Origin of the sequence: Vibrio minamisatsumaniensis (genome assembly GCF_050337445.1) — a bacterium.
In the GTDB taxonomy this organism is placed as follows: domain Bacteria; phylum Pseudomonadota; class Gammaproteobacteria; order Enterobacterales; family Vibrionaceae; genus Vibrio; species Vibrio artabrorum.
Map to the genome: position 1 here is coordinate 18738 of NZ_JAKJSY010000040.1, position 21720 is coordinate 40457.

General features: G+C 43.5%; 15 protein-coding genes and 2 pseudogenes. 7 read left to right on the forward strand and 10 right to left on the reverse strand.

Annotated elements, in window-relative coordinates; genetic code table 11:
• Positions 1-212 precede the first annotated feature (212 nt).
• The 6 genes from L4B77_RS10615 to deoD all read right to left on the reverse strand — a co-directional run bounded on the left by L4B77_RS10615 (position 213) and on the right by deoD (position 7471).
• A complete protein-coding gene (locus L4B77_RS10615) occupies positions 213-1343 on the reverse strand; it encodes an HlyD family secretion protein (RefSeq protein ID WP_429750336.1) in 1131 nt (376 codons plus the stop codon).
• Positions 1343-1738, reverse strand: coding sequence for a DUF3302 domain-containing protein (locus tag L4B77_RS10620; protein WP_429750338.1), 396 nt, complete (start codon positions 1736-1738; stop codon positions 1343-1345). The genes L4B77_RS10615 and L4B77_RS10620 overlap by 1 nt, the downstream gene beginning before the upstream one ends.
• A gap of 200 nt (positions 1739-1938) precedes the next feature.
• On the reverse strand, positions 1939-3519 hold the full coding sequence (locus tag L4B77_RS10625; protein WP_261840612.1) for a GGDEF domain-containing protein: 1581 nt from the start codon (positions 3517-3519) through the stop codon (positions 1939-1941).
• Positions 3519-4988 (reverse strand): tetratricopeptide repeat protein, encoded by a 1470-nt coding sequence (locus L4B77_RS10630; RefSeq protein ID WP_429750340.1) that lies wholly within the window; start codon positions 4986-4988, stop codon positions 3519-3521. The genes L4B77_RS10625 and L4B77_RS10630 overlap by 1 nt, the downstream gene beginning before the upstream one ends.
• Positions 4989-5173: 185 nt before the next feature.
• A complete protein-coding gene (locus L4B77_RS10635; protein ID WP_372040567.1) occupies positions 5174-6643 on the reverse strand; it encodes a lactate dehydrogenase in 1470 nt (489 codons plus the stop codon).
• A 117-nt stretch (positions 6644-6760) separates the two neighbouring features.
• Positions 6761-7471, reverse strand: coding sequence for a purine-nucleoside phosphorylase (gene deoD / locus L4B77_RS10640; RefSeq protein ID WP_261840615.1), 711 nt, complete (start codon positions 7469-7471; stop codon positions 6761-6763).
• Between the two features lie 345 nt (positions 7472-7816).
• Between deoD and L4B77_RS10645 the strand changes: the two genes are divergently transcribed.
• On the forward strand, positions 7817-8788 hold the full coding sequence (locus L4B77_RS10645) for a L,D-transpeptidase family protein (RefSeq protein WP_372064817.1): 972 nt from the start codon (positions 7817-7819) through the stop codon (positions 8786-8788).
• A 137-nt stretch (positions 8789-8925) separates the two neighbouring features.
• On the opposite strand, the gene L4B77_RS10650 is transcribed toward L4B77_RS10645, so the two are convergent.
• Positions 8926-9192, reverse strand: coding sequence for an Lpp/OprI family alanine-zipper lipoprotein (locus L4B77_RS10650; RefSeq protein ID WP_261840617.1), 267 nt, complete (start codon positions 9190-9192; stop codon positions 8926-8928).
• A 364-nt stretch (positions 9193-9556) separates the two neighbouring features.
• On the opposite strand from L4B77_RS10650, the gene L4B77_RS10655 reads away from it, so the two are divergent.
• Positions 9557-10888 carry a DEAD/DEAH box helicase gene (locus L4B77_RS10655; RefSeq protein WP_261840618.1) on the forward strand — a complete coding sequence of 444 codons (1332 nt, stop codon included), beginning with the start codon at positions 9557-9559 and terminating at the stop codon, positions 10886-10888.
• A 282-nt stretch (positions 10889-11170) separates the two neighbouring features.
• On the opposite strand, the pseudogene L4B77_RS10660 reads toward L4B77_RS10655, so the two are convergent.
• Positions 11171-12814, reverse strand: a pseudogene (locus L4B77_RS10660) (methyl-accepting chemotaxis protein).
• A gap of 473 nt (positions 12815-13287) precedes the next feature.
• Between L4B77_RS10660 and L4B77_RS10665 the strand changes: the two are divergent.
• From L4B77_RS10665 to L4B77_RS10685, 5 genes are all read left to right on the forward strand, one after another.
• Positions 13288-14109, forward strand: a complete 822-nt coding sequence (locus L4B77_RS10665; protein WP_429750344.1) for a phosphate ABC transporter substrate-binding protein — start codon at positions 13288-13290, stop codon at positions 14107-14109.
• Between the two features lie 119 nt (positions 14110-14228).
• Entirely contained in the window at positions 14229-15158 is a 930-nt protein-coding gene (gene pstC / locus L4B77_RS10670) for a phosphate ABC transporter permease subunit PstC (protein ID WP_261840733.1), read from the forward strand.
• 65 nt (positions 15159-15223) lie between these two features.
• Positions 15224-16087 carry a phosphate ABC transporter permease PstA gene (gene pstA / locus L4B77_RS10675; RefSeq protein WP_261840734.1) on the forward strand — a complete coding sequence of 288 codons (864 nt, stop codon included), beginning with the start codon at positions 15224-15226 and terminating at the stop codon, positions 16085-16087.
• 75 nt (positions 16088-16162) lie between these two features.
• The gene (gene pstB, locus L4B77_RS10680; protein WP_261840621.1) at positions 16163-16912 is read left to right on the forward strand and encodes a phosphate ABC transporter ATP-binding protein PstB; all 750 of its coding nucleotides are present in this window, start codon (positions 16163-16165) and stop codon (positions 16910-16912) included.
• Between the two features lie 324 nt (positions 16913-17236).
• Entirely contained in the window at positions 17237-19393 is a 2157-nt protein-coding gene (locus L4B77_RS10685) for a GGDEF domain-containing protein (protein ID WP_429750348.1), read from the forward strand.
• A 114-nt stretch (positions 19394-19507) separates the two neighbouring features.
• Here the strand turns inward: L4B77_RS10685 and L4B77_RS10690 are convergent, their stop codons facing one another.
• Together L4B77_RS10690 and L4B77_RS10695 are read right to left on the reverse strand one after the other, a co-directional pair.
• Complete coding sequence (locus L4B77_RS10690; protein WP_429750346.1) at positions 19508-21187, reverse strand: BatD family protein; 1680 nt, start codon at positions 21185-21187, stop codon at positions 19508-19510.
• A gap of 2 nt (positions 21188-21189) precedes the next feature.
• Positions 21190-21720, reverse strand: a pseudogene (locus L4B77_RS10695) (hypothetical protein); the annotation flags it as partial.

Sequence of the window (21720 nt, forward strand, 5' to 3'; positions counted from 1 at the left end):
GCAAATATAAAAAATAAGGCGCGCATTATACAGTAGAACTCTTCTATAAGGGAAGATAAGTGTCTAGATGTCTAAAATTCCATCTGAACAGCTAAATATTGTGTGAAAAGCGCACTTTTGTGGTTAATCAAGCAACAAAAAAGCCAGAATGGATCTGGCTTTTCATTCGCTTTAATTACCTGTTAAGCAGGTTGTTGTATATCTACGAACGTTTAGTGGTCAAGGTATAGATAGTTTTGCCAACTCTTCATGCGAATAAGTACTTTACGCATAATCGACACATGAGTGAAACTGTCGGAATAAACAGCAACCTCGACCGCAGTCCCCATCGGTAAATGGTAGTCAGACAGATCATCCGTGATGCTCAGTTTAACAAACACCCGACCACTGGTACGTAATGCATCCGTACCGAGAAGGGCACCTCTAGCTTGGAATTGGCTCTCACCAATGGCTGGAATTACTTCATCGATACGCCCTTTAAATACCTTTCCTGGCAAGGCTCTAAATAGGAACTCAGCTTCGTAACCCGGTTGTAGACGTTGTAAGGAGTTTTGTCTGAACGCCGCGGTATAGAACTGCTCCTCTGTGTGAACAAACGTCATCACAGGGGCCAAAGGAAGTGGTACTGCCATGACACCTGGGCGTAAGGCTAGCTGCGTAACGTATCCGTCAGTGGGCGCTCGAACCACGGTTTGTTCTAAATCAAACTGAGCTTTACGCAACTCCGCCAATAAGCTCAAAACGGCGGTGTTCTCGCCTCCTATTTCAGACTCCAAGGCGATGTTTGCTTGTTCCAGATTCGCATCGGCAACTTTAACGGCGGCTTCTGATGCTTTGTAAGCTTGTCTGCGAGTGTCTAATTGTTGCTCGGTAAAGGCGCCGCTGTCATAACCGCGTTTGTAACGAGAGAATTCACGTTGGGCTTTATCTCTCTCTGCGATGGCTTTGATTCTTGCAGCCTCTGCTTCAGCCACTTCAGATTCCATACTCAACGCACCTTGGCTCGCTTCTTTTACCTTGGCTTCTAATCTTGCGACTTCCGCTTCGAATGGCACGGGGTCGATTTTGAAAAGAATGTCCCCTTGCTTAAGAGGCTTATTTGCCTCTACAGGCACTTCGATAACTTTACCTCTCACACCGGAAACGATCGGTGTTGTTGAATACACTTGGTTACCGAGTTGCGTGAAAGGGTGGTTATAGTTCATCAATAGAATTAAGGTACCAATCAGGACGACACCCCCAAGCACAGCGGTTGGGACTGTCCATTTGTTGAGCGGAATATTAAAGACTTTGAAGATGGTGATACAAAGTGCCGCATAGGTCATTATCAGCAGTAAATCCATTACTTAGCCTCCTGATCTTGAGCGTTGTTTGTTTTTTTCTCTGAGCCATTTTGTGTGGTATCGGTGTGTTTGAGCTGCGCGATTTCTTCCTGAAGGGTGCTTACTTGATCAATTAAAATATCGACGCGATGATGAATGTCGTGTTGCTCTTCTTCTAATTTGGCGAAGCCCCAACCGCGATCTTTACGCCATAGCGTTGCCCAGATCCAAAGGAATGGCCAGATAGTGTGTAAGGTGAATAGGCTAACCCAGCCTGACACATGAATCGCATCTTGATGAGGGTGATTGCGTTCTTTCGCAATTTCATAGGGGATATCGTGAATGACGATGATGCCGTAAAAGATGACTAATGCGACGAAAACCAGTAGACCGAGTGCAAAGTAGTCTAAAAACATAACAGGTCCTTGTAATGTTATATATTAGTTATAAATATACTACGCTATCATTCAAGTAATTGTTATAAAAATGATTTGTTGAGTTAAAATAATGTGTCATCGATTCTGGTGCCAATAAAATCCTTGGCGGACTTTATAAGATCTCATCGTGTTTTAAGATAGGACTTCGACTGATGGCTTGGTGGTAGAGTTACATATCGCTACTCTGTACACACTTGATTACGACCGTTAGCTTTCGCTCGATATAGCGCTTTATCGGCGCGGTAGAAGGTGCGTTGAGTGTTTTCCCCCTCGCGATGCAAAGTGATACCGATACTGACCGTTAATCCACGTTCACCCAGTATGTCATGCCAACCAAATTGAAATATACGCTCACGATAATTTTCAGCGTGCATTTCTGCCTGCGCAAGATCGGTGTTTTCTAGGATGACTAAGAACTCTTCGCCACCAAACCTAATACATGAAGCACCTTTGAATTTGAAGTGAGAGCGCAGTTCTTGAGACACATTAACTATCGCCTTATCACCCACTAAGTGGCTCAGTTCGTCATTGATGGATTTAAAGTGGTCAATATCGACAACCATCAATGTAAAAGGCGTTTCATTCAGCAGCATGTCTTTCAGTTTTACATCTAACCATCGACGGTTACGCAAACCTGTCAATGGATCGGTGAAAACATCTTGTTGTAATTGTGCCACCGCATTCTTGTGTTGTTCGGTTGTCTCTTTCAGCTCTCTGTTTTCTTGCTCTGAGAGGATGAGCTTGAGTTGTAGCTCAAAGCGAGAAAGGCGGCGCAGTTGACTCGCTCCCAGTTCGCTGATTGGAATCTGCTTCATCAGATCGGTTTCAATTCGGTAACCTTTTTTCTCATAACTCAGCGCTTCTTGAAAACGTCCTTGTTTTACACACACTTCGCTCAAGGAGTCATAGAAACGCTTTGCAAGGACAGGAGAGGCGTATTCACTCACGCGTTTATCGGTACTTGAAAGGATCATGCTAGCGTATTCTTGTTTGCCGATAGCACTCAGGCAATGTGCCATTTCCAAGCGAGTCATCATCGCCAGCCAATTTGCTCGGGTATTATTGACGGGATACTGAACCTTCGCTAAACAGTTCAATGCATCGTTATATTTTTTCTTGCTACGAAGTACTTTTGCTTGGTAAAGCAGTATCTGAGTGGTCAGTCGTTTGTTGCTGACGAGAATACTCAGTTCTTCACATTCGTTCAGTAAATCATTGGCTGCGGTGATGCGGTTAAGCATGAGCAGGTTCGCGACCATATGAAGTTTAAATTTGAGCCGAAGAGAGCGACTGCTTATTGCATGGTCAATGCTATTGATCTTTTGGTAATAACGAAGGGCTCGATTATGATCACCATAGGCATCACATAGGTTCCCCATACCTAAAATAGCCGCCACATATTTATCAATGTAGCCGTATTCAACCGCCATCGATGACGATGTTACGAATTCATTCAGAGCTGCGTTGTAATCCCCAATTTTAACTAAACGGTCACTTAAACTGGTTTTAACTGTAAGAATATCTTCTATATCAGAGGGTAAGTGGAGTAGATCTAATGCATGCCTTAACTCTTCGATACTGGCTTGGTTTTGTTGCAACTTAGCCCGGTATTCAGAGCTGATGATATAACAATGCGCTTGTTCGGTTTTGGTCGTCGAAATATGTTGTCGAATATGATTCCAGAAAATGATCGCTTCTTCACCTGATACCGATGAAGGGTCCAAGCCGGCATCCGTGATCTTGCACAATAAGGTTTCCATCAAGATTGTACCTCAGTATCGTCTTCTTCAAGTTGTTCAAGGGTGAACGGAAACGTCAGAATATCATTGAGGCTGATGATAGGTTGCGGGCCTTTTAACCCCTTTCTGTGCCAAGGATAGATTTCCAACATGGTACTGAGCGTTTGGAAGGTCTGTTCTGCGGCGTGTCCTTTTTCTGAAAGCATAAGAGCAACCCGCTCTGAACTTAGCTTCGAAATGAAGTCGTTTCGATTACATAAAGTATGGGCAATCTCAGTGCAGATATCTAAGTAATCGGTATCTGGATGCTGAAACATAATGATGCTGTGGTTTGAGCGTTTGAGTTCTGTTTTAAATAGCACCAGTTGTTCCCACCAAAAGGTTTCCGAAACAACATAAGAAAAGTGTTTCTCGGGATTGTATTCGTGCTGACCCCGAATACGGTTAATCAGTTTTCTTGCTCTTTGTTCAAGTTGGCGTTTTGAACTGCGCGCTTTATCTAAGCCGACGCGGTTGGTCTGCTCTCGAAGCATACCGATAGAATATTGACGATACTTTTTAAAGGCGACGAGAGCGCCTTTAAAATCCAGGTTCTCTTCTGCAACGAGTGATTGTTGATAACATATCTGACTGAGTAGTTCGCCATTATCAAATTCGTTGGCCGACAGTTCTGCGAGTTTAAGCAATTCTGTGGCTTGTTCTGGCCTTTTTCTAAGCAACTCTAGGCGAGCTCGACTGATGTAGGAGTGCGCCTTCATCCATACTAAGTTGTGTTTTATCGCCAAGTTATGAGCTTTGGCTGTTGCTTTTTCCGCGTCATCTAAACGTTCTAAGCCAAGGAGAGCAAGCCCCCTAAAATCCCATACTTCGGCATGCCAAGTATTATCTTTATGGTATTTCAAGGCATCTTCTGCACCGTCGAGCACAGATAACATTTGAACATAATTATTGAGCAGGTAGTAATCCCAAGCGAGCAGTATTCTTGCTTTACCTTCAAGCCAACCTATACGACTGATATTGGCTACTTTTACCGCGAGTTGGTGGGTAGAGCATGCGAGTTTATACTCGTGAGTGATTCGCCAAATGTTGCCTAGGCCAATCAGGCATTCAATTTGTATCTCGATATCATCAGTCAACGCAGATTGCTCTAACGCATTGATCCAGTACTGTTGTGCGGAGTAATATTTGGCTTGCCCCCAGAATTGGAGAGCATGTAAATGGAGAATTTCAGGAAGAAAAAGGTCGGTATCTAATTGGCTTTGTCGTTTGTGGGCTTCTTTGATGTATTTTAAACCTTTCTGGTAATCCATCAGGTTCCAGCAGCATCTGGCCATTAACATCAGTGACTGGATCGCGCCCTCTTCAAACAAAACTTGTTCTGACCTGAAGAGGCATTGCTGTGTGATCTCTAGGATCACTGAGGGCTCAGAGTCGATGCGAGTTTTGAGTTGTTCTAGTTCTGTTTCAAGAAGGTGCTGATTTTTATCCAAGGCTTAGATCCATAATTATCGAGCATATTGATAACACAATCATTATAAGAGTGTTATCAAGGATAAGCATCATTTATCTCTCTTAGAGCGTCAAAAAAACAACTATCTTTTAAAATTATAGGTGTGACCTCATGTTGTCACTTTAAATCAATGAGTTCCAGAAGAAATACTAACACGTTTAGCTGTTATGAGAGCAGTTGCTTTAGGGTTAGTGGCCGCTCTGTCACACCTAGGCGTTGCGCAGCGGTGAGCCCTTGCTTATCTTGGTAGCATAGATTGTGCCAAGCTCTAAATATGTCCAGCAATGGTAAGATGCCTCCTGGGCGAAGCTTCCGCCTAGGTTCATTGATAAAACTATCAAATAACATTTGGAAGCGCTGCTGATAGAATTTAGTTTGTTGGATAGAAGCGGTATTAAACCACGGCTTTTGTTTTGAATTATTACCGGTTAAGTAGCAGATGCCTTTCTGATTGTCGCCTTGATTTGCGATAGCCCAGCGATCGCGCCACCAGCTCATATGAACGATGTCGATCTTTTCAAAACGTTGGTCGTCTTGCCAGCCAGAATCTTCTTCTACGTACATTAAGTCAATATTTAGACTCTGAATGCGTGGTAAACAGACGCTTAGTGCGGCGGATCTTAACAAGGGTTCTTGTGGCATATAGATCGTGACGTGTTTGTTTTCTTTACACATATCAAGCACATGCAAGAAATGAGCATATGAGGTATAAGGTGGTCGAATGAGGGCACCTTTAGAAGGGTAACTGAATGCAGTGAGGTTACCCATTGGGTCTTCAACATTACCCCGAGCAAGAATCACTTGGTATTGCTGCTCAATGCGCTCTTTCAGTTTGTCGGATGGTGGAGGGAGATCGAAATTTGCCTCTGACGAATACGCTTTTGAGACAAAGCGTGCAACGTCATCGTAAGGATCATGGTCAACTTTCCCCGACGGTTCTTCATGCTGAGAATAGTTGACATGCTGACAGAGGATATAGCCAGAATGCGCTTCACCTGTGGCGATCCAAAGCACACCATTATTACTTTTTGGTTGTAAACGCTGATAATGCGAAGCAAATTGATACTCTTCAGCATGATTGACCCATCTTGCATCAATCATTGCTAATTTTCGACGACAGCGGCTTGCGATATGCTCAACATGGTCATAGAAAGTCTTGGGATTGATTGCTAATTTTCTGCAGATCTCACGGACAGAATAACTCATAAACAATAAGCCCATGAGGTTTTCTTGAAACTGGAGTTTTTTGTTGGACCCAGACCACTTGTCAACAAAAGTTGATTGGCAATCTTTGCATCGATAGCGTTGCCTGTCACCACTGTAACCAAAGGCGTGATAGAGATGTTTATGGGTATGAACCGATAGGCCGAAGTTATCGCAATCATCATTACGACAAGCAGGAAGGCCATCGCTGTGAAGTTGTCTTAAACGATGAAGTTCGTTTAACACTTCACGATTATTAAGTAAGGGGGGGAAAGATCCACACTCACGACAAACCATCGCTGGACGCTTAGGATTCGCATGTTGCAAAACATAGAGTTTTGCATCGCTCAAGCCAAAGTTGTCACACGCCAATGTTTTACAAAAGTTGAGTTGTAATCCATCCGCATCTTTTGGCAGCTTGTCGTTGGACACGATCGCCCCCTCGGGGTTATTTAGGCAACCAAGCGAGCTTGGTTGCGAGGTATTGCGTTTCAATCTATGTATCGTCAAAAAGGAGCTAGTGCAAGAAAGTTAGCTTGAGTCTAGCGATTAAATGTTGATTGCTGTTTCAAGCGCAACGGTCATCATATCATTGAATGACTTTTGACGATCTTCTGAACTCAGTTTCTCACCACGGATGATGTGATCAGATACGGTAAGGATAGTTAGTGCTTTCGCGCCTAGATCCGCAGCCACACCGTAGATACCAGCCGCTTCCATATCAACACCAAGGATACCTAATTTTTCCATTTTTTCGAAAAGGTCAGCTTCTGGTGTGTAGAAAAGGTCGGCAGAGAATACGTTACCAACTTTAACTGGAACTTCTTGTACACGAGCTTGTTTAACGGCTTCTTCTAGAAGACCGAAATCAGCGATAGCCGCAAAATCGTGGTTGTTGAAACGAATACGGTTTACTTTTGAGTCAGTTGATGCACCCATACCGATAACAACATCCATGAGTTTAACGTCGTCACGTACTGCGCCACAGCTACCTACACGGATCACATTTTTCACACCGAACTCTGCGATTAGCTCATGTACGTAGATGCAGCATGATGGGATACCCATACCGTGGCCCATAACGGATACTTTTTTACCTTTGTAAGTACCTGTGTAGCCAAACATGTTGCGAACGTCACAAACTTGCTTCACGTCATCAAGGAAGGTTTCTGCAATGTATTTTGCGCGAAGCGGGTCGCCCGGCATCAGTACTGTTTCTGCGAAATCACCAGCTTGAGCATTAATATGAGGTGTTGCCATGGTCGTTCTCCAAAGTTTAAACGGTAATTATAGGAACAGGATTAATCAATTACCGATTCTGTTGAATTGAATTCGTTTTGTTGAGGCAATATTAGCGAGTTAAAACGAGGTCCCATGAGATGTTTGTCACAAAATGGCCTCAGTTATACAGTTTTATTGATATAAATAACTAAATCTGTTGAAAGCGCAAAGGCAATCGATTTTGCGTGACCAAATCGATATGCAACAAGAGGGTAAATATGTCTGGTAACGTAAACCTATAGGTGTTTAGCGATAAGTAACCGTTGTAGAGATGTTAAATCAACGATAATCTAAACTTAGATAAAAGGTAATCCAAGGAAATGTATGTCTTACTGCGCTCACGCGACGTTTTTTCACTTTATGAGAACACAACTACGTAAGATAGCCCTGCTTGCGGTTAGAAGCTTTTTGATTATTGGAGTCGCTTCACCGTGGGTGTCTGCAGCAACATTTGAACTTCCTCCTGCAGAAAGTCGCATTGTAGGGCGCATACAACAACACGAAGTGGCTGCTGGCGAGACGTTGGCCAACATTGCAAAGCAATATGATATTGGCTTTCTCTCTTTAATGGCTGCAAATAAAGGGGTGGATCCTTTTCTGCCCGCAGAAGGTTATGTGTTAAGCATCCCTAGTCGTTTAATTTTGCCTGATACGCCAAGGAAAGGCATCGTCATCAATCTTGCAGAGCTAAGGCTGTATTACTTTGAGCCTGAAAAAAATCAGGTGCACGTGTTTCCTGTCGGCATCGGTCGAATCGGGCGTGATACTCCTGAGATGATCACTAAAATAAGCCAAAAAAGACCCAACCCAACTTGGACTCCACCGAATTCAATCCGTGAAGAGTACCGAGCAAAAGGCATTGAATTACCTCAAGTGGTGCCTGCAGGGCCGGAAAATCCGCTTGGTGATTATGCATTGCGACTTGCTTATGGTGCCGGTGACTATTTGATCCACGGCACCAACAAGGATTTCGGAATAGGTTTACGGGTCAGCTCTGGTTGCATTCGAATGGAACCCAAAGATATAGAGTGGCTTTTTGAGCAAGTGCAGCGTGGTGAACAAGTCACCATTATTAATGAACCGATCAAAGTGTCATTGGAACCGGATAGAAGTGTGTTTGTAGAAGCACATGAACCATTGACGCGAAGTGATGGATCTAAGAAATTGCTGCAAATTCCGGTTGAATTAAAATGGTGGCTTCAAGATGCCGATATTCCTAGCGCAAAGGCGAAAGCGGTTATCTTTGCCCAAAACGGCGTCCCTGTTGAAATCACACCCCCTATGATTGAGTTTTAGTTCGATAGGTTCCTTGAAACGGATTTCTGCTTGCTCTCTCCCTTAAATAAAAAACACCACCTCTATTTGGAGGTGGTGATATCAATTTACTGCATTTTGCGACTGATTTAATCTACAGCTTCATTGCGTATGTCTGACTACTTCGTGTAAGACTGTGCAATGTTGTCGATACGTTCGTTCGCACGATCCGCTTCTTCTTTTGCTGCCATTGCGGCTTCAGATGCTTCTTGAGCCTTCATCTCAGCTGCCGCTTTGTCACTCTTAAGCGCTTCAACTTCGTTGCTTAGTTCAGCAACTTGGTTCGTCAATTGGTCCATCTCTGACATTGCAGCTTCTTCTGGCTCAGAAGAACAACCAGCTAAAATGAAAACTGAGGCTGCAGCTGCGATTAACGTCTTATTCATAAGAACTCCTTGCTTATTTATCATCAAAAGATGCGCTATACATTCTTTATCATATAGTCGCTTCATTAATGATTGTAGCGACTAATTTTTTAAGCGCAAAATCAATAACTAAAGAAATCGTTAAATTATTGAAGGTAACTAGCTAAGCATCACAATGTGTCTCATTTTTGAGATGCGACATATTTGAAGTCGGCTTTGACGATGTATCGTGACGCTATCCCTTTGCTAGCAATAGATACAATGTTCTAGCTAACGATAGATTCAAGGATAAATTTACGGTGATCTCTATCCTTATAAAGCACTTTCGCGGTATCATGTTACGTTAAATTAATTTTATTCAATACCATCATGACTGGAGAGTCCTTTGCACTTTAAAGATTTAGGCTTAGATAACCGCTTACTGAAGAACTTAAAACATTACGACTTCAAGAAAGCGACAGAGATCCAAACAAAAGCGATCCCTGTTGCTATTGCTGGTAAGGATCTATTGGCTTCATCAAAAACGGGATCAGGCAAAACATTGGCGTTTGTGTTACCAATGATTCACAAAGCATTAAAAACAAAAGCGTTTTCTGCTAAAGATCCTCGTGGTGTAATTTTGGCTCCTACTCGTGAGTTAGCGAAACAAGTTTACGGCGAACTACGTAGTATGCTTGGTGGCTTATCTTACGAAGCGGCGCTTATTTTGGGTGGGGAGAACTTTAACGATCAAGTTAAAGCGCTGCGTAAGTACCCGCGTTTTATCGTCGCGACTCCAGGCCGCCTTGCCGACCATCTAGAGCATCGTTCATTGTTCTTAGATGGTGTTGAAACGTTGATCCTTGATGAAGCTGACCGTATGTTGGATTTAGGTTTTGCTCCTGAATTACGTCGTATTGCGAATGCCGCTAAACACCGTCGTCGTCAAACGTTGATGTTTTCTGCGACGCTTGATCATGCGGAAGTCAATGGCATTGCTAATGAAATGCTAGACGCACCGAAGCGTATCTCTGTAGGCGTGTCTAACGAACAGCACCTTGATATTACTCAGAAGTTTTACCTGTGTGACCACTTAGATCACAAAGAAGCGATTTTAGACCGAGTTCTGGAAGAGGCGGAATACCGCCAGGTGATGATCTTCACTGCAACGCGCGCTGATACGGATCGCCTAACGGATAAGCTAAACGAGAAGAAGCTGAAAGCAGTGGCATTGAGCGGCAACCTCAACCAAACACAACGTAATGCCATCATGAGTCAGTTTGAGCGTGCGGTTTACAAGATCTTAGTAACAACCGATGTTGCTTCACGTGGTATTGATATTCCAAACGTAAGCCACGTTATTAATTTTGATATGCCAAAGCACACCGAAGAGTACGTACACCGTGTGGGTCGTACGGGTCGTGCTGGCAACAAAGGTGATGCAATCTCTTTGGTTGGCCCAAAAGACTGGGATAGCTTTAAGCGTGTTGAGCTTTACCTCCAACAAGATCTTACTTTCTCAGTGCTTGAAGGCTTAAAAGGTAAGTTTAAAGGCATCAAGCCACGTAAACCGACTTTTGTGAAAGGTGGCCCGGCTAAGAAGAAGACAGCGACTCAAGCTAAGAAAACGCCGAAGAAACCGGTTAAGCGCGATAAGAGCTTCCACCAGAATGTGGCCGTGGGTGATAGCGTATTTATCCCTAAGAAGAAAGTGGCTCCAAAAGTGGACGACGAGTAATCAACTCACCACAGTGATAATCGAAGGTTGATAAAAACCGATCTTTATAAAAGCTAATGCAAATAAAAACCGCCGACGATGGCGGTTTTTTTGTCTTTGCTCTTCGAACTACGGTAGGTGGAATGGGGAACGGTTCTACTTAAAAAGAGAAAATAGGCTGAAGGATATTGACCAGTAAGGCTTTGCTCAAAAGTGTATCGTTGAAAAAAAAACAGTCATATGTGACTGGTTTTTGGCGTGATTAATATTATCTTTGGTGCGAAATGCAATGAGATAATTAAATTAAACCTTGAAGAAATCCAACTGCTGTTTTTGTTGTTCAGCGAGTTGCGATAATTCATGACTTGCAGTTGTCGCTTGGGTGATACCGGTTACGTTTTGGGTCACCAAATTGTAGATATTGGTAATATTACGATTGATATCAGCGGTTACTTGGCTTTGCTCTTCTGCGGCAGAGGCAACTTGCGTATTCATATCGGTCATGTCGGTGATTGAATTCGCGATATTTGATAATGCTGAGCTCACTTCACCCGTCAGGTGTTGGTTGCGTTCCAGCATTGACAATGAACGGTCCATGCTCTCATTTGCGTTACCTGACTCAACTTGTAAGCCTTCGATAATCGCTTGAATCTCTTTGGTAGAGTCTTGTGTACGTGCTGCTAACATGCGGACTTCATCGGCTACGACGGCGAAACCACGACCAGTTTCACCAGCACGAGCGGCTTCGATTGCAGCATTGAGTGCAAGAAGATTGGTTTGCTCAGAGATACTCTGAATTACCTCAATCACTTTACCAATTTGTTCAGATTGTTCTTTCAATGTGCCCACAACATTTGCGGCTTCGCTAAGCTGAATTGCCATTTGTTCGTTCGCTTGGTTGCTCTCATTAAACAAACTCATGCTGTGCGTTGCCATTTCATCGGCTTGCTTTGACGCGACATCGGCTTGCACTGCATTCTCGTTAACGTGTGATGCCGTGCTTTCAAGTTGATTGACAGCAGAAGCAACTTGTTCAACTTCTTGTCTTTCTTGGTCTGAGTTCGCACTTGATTGTGTCATGACAGCAGCAAGCTATGTTGAAGCTGAAGCGACTTCCATACTAATTCGAGAGAGTGAGCTGACGGTGTTTCGTAATTGTACGATGGATTTATTGACATCTTGCGCTAGGCGTGAGATTTCATTGTTACCATGCTCTTCAGCTTTAACCAATAAGTTACCCGTAGCGACTTCACGCATCGTTTCCTGAATATTACTGATGGGCTTAACAATCACACCAGCGAGTATCCAACTGATAATTAATGAAGCGGAAAGAATGATTATCAGAACAATGGTGGCGATATCGAGTGTACTCTTATGGTGTGCGCCATTTCTATCGACTTCTTGGGTGGCAATACGATTCAACTGTTTAGACAGAATATCGATAGCTTTTACCATCTCATTACCAGCGTTACGGAATTGATCGATCGCTATTTTGTAACGGTTATCAAAGTCAGAGGTGAGAGTGGTATTACCGTGTTTCACTTTTAATAGCGGCAGTATGGCTGTTTGAGATAATTCGACGTAATGATTCATTGCCTTACGCATCTCATTTACTTCGTTTTGCATCCCTTCTACGGAATCTAATGAATCTAATAGGCGAGCATTTTGCGCACGCTTTTGATTCAGTTGTTCAACTAACGTTTTCATATCATCGGCGTTGAACAAACTGTAAATAGACTTAATACGCATATCGTAGCTGTTGTCGACGATCTCGCTGAGTTCTTCTTTATGTATGATCAACTGATCGGTTGCGACTGACACATCACTAAATGCATTTTCAAGCTCTTCACCACCGACAATGATACCCGCCAAAAGTAATACGACGGAAAAAAGAACAGGAATTAAAATCTGTATTTTTATAGATAAGCCACTGAGAAGATTTCGCATGTTGTGTATAACCTTGAATAAATYTATAAGAAGAGAGCCGTTATTATCAGAATTATAGGTTGATTCTAATGAATGGGACTAACAATTCAATCTGTAATGGTATTGATTTTATCATACGATAGTAGGAATTTAAAAACATGTTTATTTATTATTTAGATAAGCAAGGTTGTTACATATATTTTTTATTTCTTTTACATTTTTCAGGTTTTTAATCTAGAAATATATTGATAGGTGTCCATATAAATAGAAGAGRTAGTTTGATATTTTTAAATATATGTCGATAAAGCAGAGCAATCATTAAGTTTGATTAATATGTGATGAGCCATTGTTCGAATAAGAGCGAAATTTATTATAAATCTGTCGTTGTCACACAGGCTTCAATTAAGTGAAACACAACTGTCACATTTGGATTTTAAAGTAGGCACCGTTCGAGTAAAACACAACGGCAATAACGCCACTTAAGGAAATTTGTGATGAAAAAGACAGTTATCGGTGCAATCGCTCTTCTAGGTGCACTCATAGTGACTCCGGCTTCAGCTAAAGAAACTATTTCAGCAGTTGGTTCAAGCAGCGTGACTCCACTGATGGAAGTTTTCTCTGAAACATACATGAAAACGCACTCAAACGTATTTATTGAAGTACAAGGCCCAGGCTCTTCGGCTGGCGTTAAAGCTGCGAAGAACGGCAGTGCTGATTTAGGTATGTCTTCTCGTAATCTTAAAGATGATGAGAAAGAAGCGACATTAATTGAAGAAGTCATTGCTCGTGACGGCATTGCCGTCGTGGTTAACCCTAAAAACGGTCTTAAAGGTCTGACGGCTGAGCAAGTGACCGCTATTTACAAAGGCAAAGTAACGAACTGGAAAGACGTTGGTGGTGCAGACAAGCCCATCGTAGCAATCACTCGTGACACTGCATCCGGTACTCGTGGTGCATTCGAAGATATCATGTCTCTTAAAATGAAAGTGTCTGGCATGAAAGTATCAGCAATCTCTCAACGTGCTCAAGTTGCGAACGGAAACGGTGCACTAAAAACAATGGTGGCATCTAATCCTTACGCAATCGGCTATATCTCTTTAGGGACTGTCGATAGCTCAGTACATGCTCTTGCCATTGATGGTACTGAAGCATCTGTCGACAACGTGAAGAACGGTTCTTACAAAGTGGCTCGTCCTTTCCTTGTCCTTTACAAAAAAGGTAAGCCTTCTTCTGAAACTCAAAAGTTCCTGGATTGGATGTTAACGCCGGAAGCGCAGACGCTTGTTGAGAACAAAGGTTACATCTCAATTCACTAATCTCAAATTACTTAATATTGCTCAGCCGACCTTTTCTGGCTGAGCCTTTTTTATCCCACTTCGAGTGACTTCGTGCGCTGACAAAGCGTGTTAAGGATCATCGATATGTGAGACTTGTTATGACCATCGCAACGAATAGTGAACAGCTTATGAATAGCGAAGCGACTCAACTCAAACCCAGTCTACGTCAAAAGAAACGTATCGATTGGAGAGAACACATCTTCCACGGCTTATTTCTTACCAGTGCCATCATCGGCATCGTATCTCTTGCTGTTATTGCTTACTTCATCGTTAAAGAAAGTATCCCAGCATTCCAACAAGCGGGCCTTGCGGGCATCGTTTTAGGGCAAAACTGGCTACCACCGGCACTTTATGGTGTCGCGACTATGATTGTTGCTTCTGTTGTATCGACATTAGGTGCGGTCGTGGTTGGCGTGCCTATTGGTGTATTGACGGCAATCTTCATTGCTGAAATCGCTCCCAAGCGTCTAGCGGACATCATTCGCCCTGCTGTGGAGTTGTTAGCGGGTATCCCATCGGTAGTTTATGGTTTCTTTGGCCTAGTGATTATCGTCCCCCTGATTCAAAACGTGTTTCAAGTGCCCGCGGGTAATACCATTTTGGCCGGTATTATTGTACTGGGGGTGATGATTCTTCCAACGGTAATCACGGTTTCGGAAACCTCCATTCGAGCAGTACCAAGAACATACAAAGAAGGGTCTTTAGCGTTAGGTGCATCAAAGATCTTCACCATCTTCAAGCTTCTCGTTCCTGCTGCTCGTTCAGGCATCATGACAGGGGTGATCTTGGGAATTGGTCGGGCGTTAGGTGAAACGATGGCAATCATTATGGTGATGGGTAATGCGCCAGCAATGCCTGAAGGTATTTTAGATTCAGCTCGTACACTCACCGCGAACATTGCGATTGAAATGTCTTACGCGAGTGGTATTCACGCAAGTGCGCTATACGCGACGGGCGTTGTTCTCCTTATTTTCATCATGTCTCTGAATGCAATTCTACTTTATTTGAACCGTGAGAAGGCGAGGTAAATATTATGTCTTTGGAAAATAATGTCACACCTCAAGCTAACCCAACGAATTTGCGAGGCAAGACGATGAATGAAGTCGCGTTAAAGAAAGCTCGCGCACGCAAAGACGCGGTATTAAGTGGTTTCATCTGGACTGCGGCAGCGCTAACGGTGGGTTTCTTATTCTGGATTATGTGGTACATCCTTTCTAACGGCTTACAGCACGTTGATTGGAAGTTCATTACGGATGATTACACACGTACCGGTGATGAGCATGGTATCTTTCCGATGATCATCTCCACGATATACATGGTTATTGCGTCAATAGCGGTAGCGGCACCACTTGGCATCATGACGGCAATTTATCTGACTGAATACGCAAAAGTGGGCAGTCGTTTAGTTAAGGTTATTCGTTTTTGTACCGAGTCATTGGCTGGTATCCCATCCATTATTTTCGGTTTGTTTGGTATGACATTCTTCGTTGCGATTTTAGGTTTAGGTTTCTCTATCCTATCTGGTGCGTTGACATTGAGTATCTTGATCCTTCCAGTGATTATTCGTACCACTGAAGAAGCGTTGATGGCTGTTTCTCAAACTTACCGCGAAGGTTCTTACGGTTTGGGGGCTTCAAAAATATACACCATTTGGCGTCTGATTCTTCCTAGTGCGATGCCGGGTATCCTCACTTCCGTTATTCTGAGTATCGGTCGTGTGATTGGTGAATCCGCCCCTGTGTTCTTGACCGCAGGTATGGTGGCTCGTATCCCAGACTCATTGATGGATTCTGGACGAACACTCACCGTTCACTTATATAAATTGACGACAGAGCTGTTTACCATTGAAGAATGGAATCAAGCTTACGGTACAGCAACAGTACTGATTGTTCTTGTACTACTGATCAACACGCTGACTAAGTTGATCGCCAGACGTTTTAATACAGCCACTTACTAAGCAGAGGCTTCTTGAGCCAAATAAGCTGATAAAACGAATACAGTACAGATTTTGATGAATTACGAGATGATGAACATGAACAAATTTAATATTAAAGATTTAGACCTTTTTTATGGCGATAACCAAGCACTTAAATCGATTAACTTACCTGTACCTGAGCGTCAAGTTACCGCTTTGATCGGCCCATCGGGTTGCGGTAAGTCAACGTTATTGCGCTGTCTGAACCGCATGAATGATCTGATTGAAGGTGTCAAAATTACTGGTTTACTTGAGATGGACGGTATTAACATTTACGGTAATATTGATGTCGCTGACCTGCGTATCCGCGTTGGTATGGTCTTCCAAAAACCGAACCCATTTCCTATGAGTATTTATGAAAATGTGGCTTATGGTCTGCGTGCACAAGGCATTAAAGATAAAAAGCATATTGATGAAGTGGTTGAAAGTTCGCTTCGCGGAGCCGCATTGTGGGATGAGGTAAAAGATCGCCTTAAAGCGCACGCATTTGGTCTATCTGGTGGTCAACAACAACGTCTGTGTATTGCTCGCACGATTGCGATGCAACCTGACGTGATTTTGATGGATGAACCCACTTCAGCGCTAGACCCAATTGCGACACACAAGATTGAAGAATTGATGGAAGATCTGAAGAAAAACTTCACTATCGTGATTGTCACGCACTCAATGCAGCAAGCGCGTCGTATCTCAGATCGTACAGCTTTCTTCTTAATGGGCGAGTTGGTTGAGCATAACGAAACGAGTGTTATCTTCAGCGAACCAAAAGATGATCGTACCAAAGGCTATGTAAACGGTGATTTTGGTTAATTGATGATTTAACGCTTCTCATTGATACGCAAGTTAGATAATCGAACCGCTCGATAAAATTATCACTATAACTATAAGCGATGGATGTTTTGCCCTACTTTAGGTGGGGCTTTTTTAGTGTTTCAACAAAAATCTCAAGGTCGATAAAATTTTGGGCAGAAAATCCCATTTTTGTCGTCCTTCTCATGCTTGTGACAATGTAAAAATAGAAATTGCGATCCGCTTAACATCTCATTTTTAGTTATATTGATTGCATATCAAGGCTTCGGTATTTTTCGCTTAACCATCAACCATCAACCATCAACCATCAACCATCAACCGCCAATGGATGAAAGCGTGTCGACTCAAGTCTTTGCAAAACAAATTTCTGCTGCGCGTAACCACCGTTTATTGGCAGAACCTCTTTTTGACTACCTTATTAAACGGCTCTCGCCCCAGGGGATCGGTATCTTTGTTGAGCCGACACCTGAAAGTGATGTGTTACCACTATTTGCTTACGGTGATTTAACGTCACTCGCACAATACCCTGCGACATTCTGGCCTTGGGTTTCCCAGTTCGATATCACGGACGGCATGCTTGCTATGGCAACCAATACGTGTCAGTGGCAGCACGAGGGAGTGTTGGGTGGTGAGTCATTTATCATGATGCTCGATAACAGGGCTGCCTATAGAACTTTTTTAATCGTTCAAAATTGCAATCAAGAAAAGGCCCAAAAAACGTTTGATCAAGCGTTTGATTTTTTTCAATTAGTTGCAGCTCGTTGGCAGTATATACGCGCAGAGAAGAATGCCGAGTGTGAGAGCAAATATAAAGATGCCCGTGAAGCACAATATCTCGACGAAATTAAGCTTCGTGAATTGTTTGTTGAAAATATTAAACTGGTTCATGAGGTGGCGTTAGAGCTTTCTAACCCAGAATCGTTAGATGCCTTGTATAAAGCTTCAGTAGAAGCGGTTCGAGACAGGTTAGGTTTTGACCGTGCCATCTTTATGCTGCTTGATATGAAAAAGTGCAGTTTTAGTGGAACTTACGGAACAGATGAAGCGGGGAAAACCAACAGCGAGTACCACACTCAATACGACCTACATCAACTCGAAGTCGAATATATAGAAGCTCTGTCTGACAACCACACTAACTTAGTTATTATCGAACATGCACCACTCTATACTGAGGGAAAAGTCGTCGGTCAAGGGTGGAATGGTATGTTGATCTTACGTGAAGGGGACAAACCGGTCGGCTGGATTGCCATAGACAACTATATTAAACGCTCGCCAATAACTCATTACCAAAAACAGATGCTTGAATCTTTTGGTTCTCTGCTCTCTCAAATATACATCCGTAAACGTCAAGAACAAAATATACGCATGCTGCATTCGAGCATGGTTGAACTGTCTCGTTGCGATAGTGTCAGTGGAGTGTGTAAGTCGGCAGTCAGCTTCGCGATACAGCACTTAGGCATAGATCGATTAGCGGTTTTTCTTACCGATAAGAATTGCAGTTATATGCAAGGTACTTGGGGGACAGACGTTAAAGGTAACATTGTCGATGAATCTTATTACTTATCGGAGCTGGTGGAACGTAACATTGTGTCGGCAGCTCGCGCTTGTCCTAATCAAGTAGCCTTTGAAGAGTCAGTACCCATCTATCACGACTTTAATATTGTGGGAGTCGGTTGGACGGCAATGACCATGCTTACCACGAATACGGGGCAGCCTATTGCATTTATAGCGGCGGATAATTTGTTGACTCGCAGCCCCCTAACGTCGCAGTTGCGCGAAGTGATTCGTATCTTTGCTTCTAGCCTTGCTGAAGTCCTTCAAAGAACCATGGCACAAGAGGAACTTAAAAAGCTGAATGAAACGTTAGAGCAAGAGGTCAGTAAGCGCACTCAAGAGCTTAAACGAGCAAATGAGCAATTGGATATCATCTCTAAACTCGATCCTCTGACACGTCTTGGAAATCGTCGTAAATTGGCACAGGTTTTAGATAATTTGAATTGTGATGACCAAGGTTTGATGGCCGTGCAAGAGGAGGTCACATTTGGATTGATCCTGGTCGACCTCGATCATTTTGGTCTGTACAACAGCGTTTATGGCCACGCGGAAGGTGACGCTGCTTTGCGTATGGTCGGTCAGATATTAAACAACCATGTTTATAGTGATAAAGAGACGTTTTGTCGTATTGGTGGTGAAGAGTTTATGCTGTTGATGATCGGCACAAACTACTCTGAAACGAAACAGCGTGCAGAGTTGATCAGAAAGCGTATCGAAGAGGAGAAGATTCTGCATTGTGAAAGCTGCACCAGTCGATATTTAACGGCATCCGTCGGTTACGCTTCGATAACTTCTGATCAACAACAATTCGATTTCGACCTGCTGTATGAGATGGCAGACAAAGCGTTATATCAAGCCAAAGATTCGGGACGCAATCGGGTTGTCTCTGCGTTAAAAAAACAAAAGGTGGCTGCGACACTTTCTTAAAACATGACCTGATTTCGCTGATTAATTCTCTCTTCTTATTCTAAAAATAAAGGCCGTTGATTTTAAAGTGATCAACGGCCTTTATGCGTAACTATTTTAGAGGAAAACCTTTAACTAAAGCGCTTCTAGTGAGCTATTACGTCCTTTAGTGGCGACTCGTTTGGGCTTTTTTACGGTCTTAATTGCCAATTTAGGGTTCCATGGTTGAGTGGATGAACTTGCCTCTCCGTAGAGGTTCTGGGTTAGCTTCACGAGTTCAGTTTCGATAGTTGCTATCGACTCATCGCTTAGATCTGGATTTTCAGATTTCCACTGTTCAAACAAGGTGCGTGTCATTACTCCATCGTGTGCCTTAAGAGCGGCGGTCAGCGCTTCTTCAGTGTTGGAAGGGCGTTGAACTGGCTGAGTTGATTCCGTGAGTGCGCCACGGCGTGACCAGAAGTAGAAAGCCATTACTGCGCTGATTACCCACAAGACAGCAAACAGGGCGGTGAGATAAGGCCAAACGCCTGGATTATCTACCTTAATCACTCTTGGTGTGGCTTGTTGGGCTGGGGGCGGAGCGACAGGTGGTATACTTGCTGCCACACGATCGCTAGCCTTTACGGTTAACTCTAGCCCCGGTGCTTTACTGGTTTGCTGTGATTGTGAATCGGTATTGAACCAAGCTTGAGAGACATCCGGAAGTGAGATATTTCCTGCTTCTTTCGGGATCAATACCTGCTTGTAAACCACCACCGCATCGCCAGATTGTGTTGTACCAAATTGTGGTTTCTCTTCGTACACACGTACCGAGCTGGGGTAGGTGATGTTCAGTTTTGGTAATTGATGTTGGGCCAAGTTGCTGGCAGTCATGGTAATGGTTCGAGTTAGAGAATCACCCGCTTCCATTTCAATCTTGTGCTTGTTACCGCCTAACGTCTTGTTATCTGTCAGCTCGTTGCCTTGGCTATCTGACCACTTCTGAATCAGCTTGAAGTGAGCGGTGGGTAACCACTCACCTTGGTAGCCCTTTGGTACCGGCTTGACTGTTACGTTTAAGGTCTCTACCGGAGTGTCGAGTTGGAAAAGGCGCGTTGCGCTCGAGTTGTTGGTTGAGTAAACCACCGCCCCGGTTAACTTCGGACCCTGAAGTTTAAATTGCCCTGCGTGTTGTGACGAGATATGAAAAGACTGTTGAACAACCGTGACTTCTTGTCCATTGATCACATCTTGAAATTGCTTCGATTCGCCAATTGGCTCTATGTTCAATTCTGTAGAGCTTGGTGGTGCGATTTGAGGGTCTTGCAGCCTTCTTGGATCCGCTTTAATGATGAGCTTTACATCAAGCTCGGCGACTTCTTGAGGGTACAGGGAGTCTTGACTCAGATTGAGCTGGAACTCTGCCATATCACTCTGCGTTGGAGCGGCTTTATTTACCGAAACGTTAATGGTGATAGGTTGGGTTTTGGCGCCGTTAATATCTAGGCTAGGGATCGTCAATTGGCCCAATCGAAGGGGGGCAAGGGTAATGTTCCATTCGCTAGACACTGTGCGACTGCCGTTCACAATTCGTACCGAAGAACCAAAGTTTGGTCTGGCGACATAAAAATCCTTTTGCAGTGCTTTTAGGTCTAAAGCGTCAGATGAGACTTTTTCGTCGGTTGCGACTCTGAGTTGAAAGACTTCATCTTGGGTAACACGGTTTTGGGAAACACTCGCAAAAGCGTTCGCGGCTAATGCCGAGTGTGATGAGAAAACACTGATCACCAGTGTCAGTAGCATCGATAAAAATGGCTTAGTTAAAAATCGCATGGTTACCACTTTTTGTTTTGGTTGTTAGGGGCACTTTTTTGACGTGCTTGTAAAAACATTTGTGCTTTCAGCAGCTGGCTCGGATCACGGACACTTTCTACTTGTTCAAGTTTTCGCATATCAGGATCACTCGACATAGGCTGATCGGATGCCTGTGTTACAGCTTGCTGATCTTTCTTATGACTCTCTTCTTTAGTCGCCCGTTGTGCGTGAGCACTCTGAGGTTTTGAGTCATCTTTGTCATGTGATGGTCGACCGGCTTGGCTCGCTTTATTTTGCTGCGCAGTTTGCTTGGTGTTGTCTTCATTCGTCTTGGAGTCCGAGTGATATTTAGACTGGCCTTGATCTGCGTTTTGCTCTTGGTTGCCGCTTGGGTTGTGTGACTTTCCGTTGTCGGCTGAATGTTGCTGTTGATCCTGCGAGTTCTGTGAAGAATCATCTTGCTGACCTTGCTGACCTTGCTGACCTTGCTGACCTTGCTGACCTTGCTGACCTTGCTGACCTTGCTGACCTTGCTGACCTTGCTGACCTTG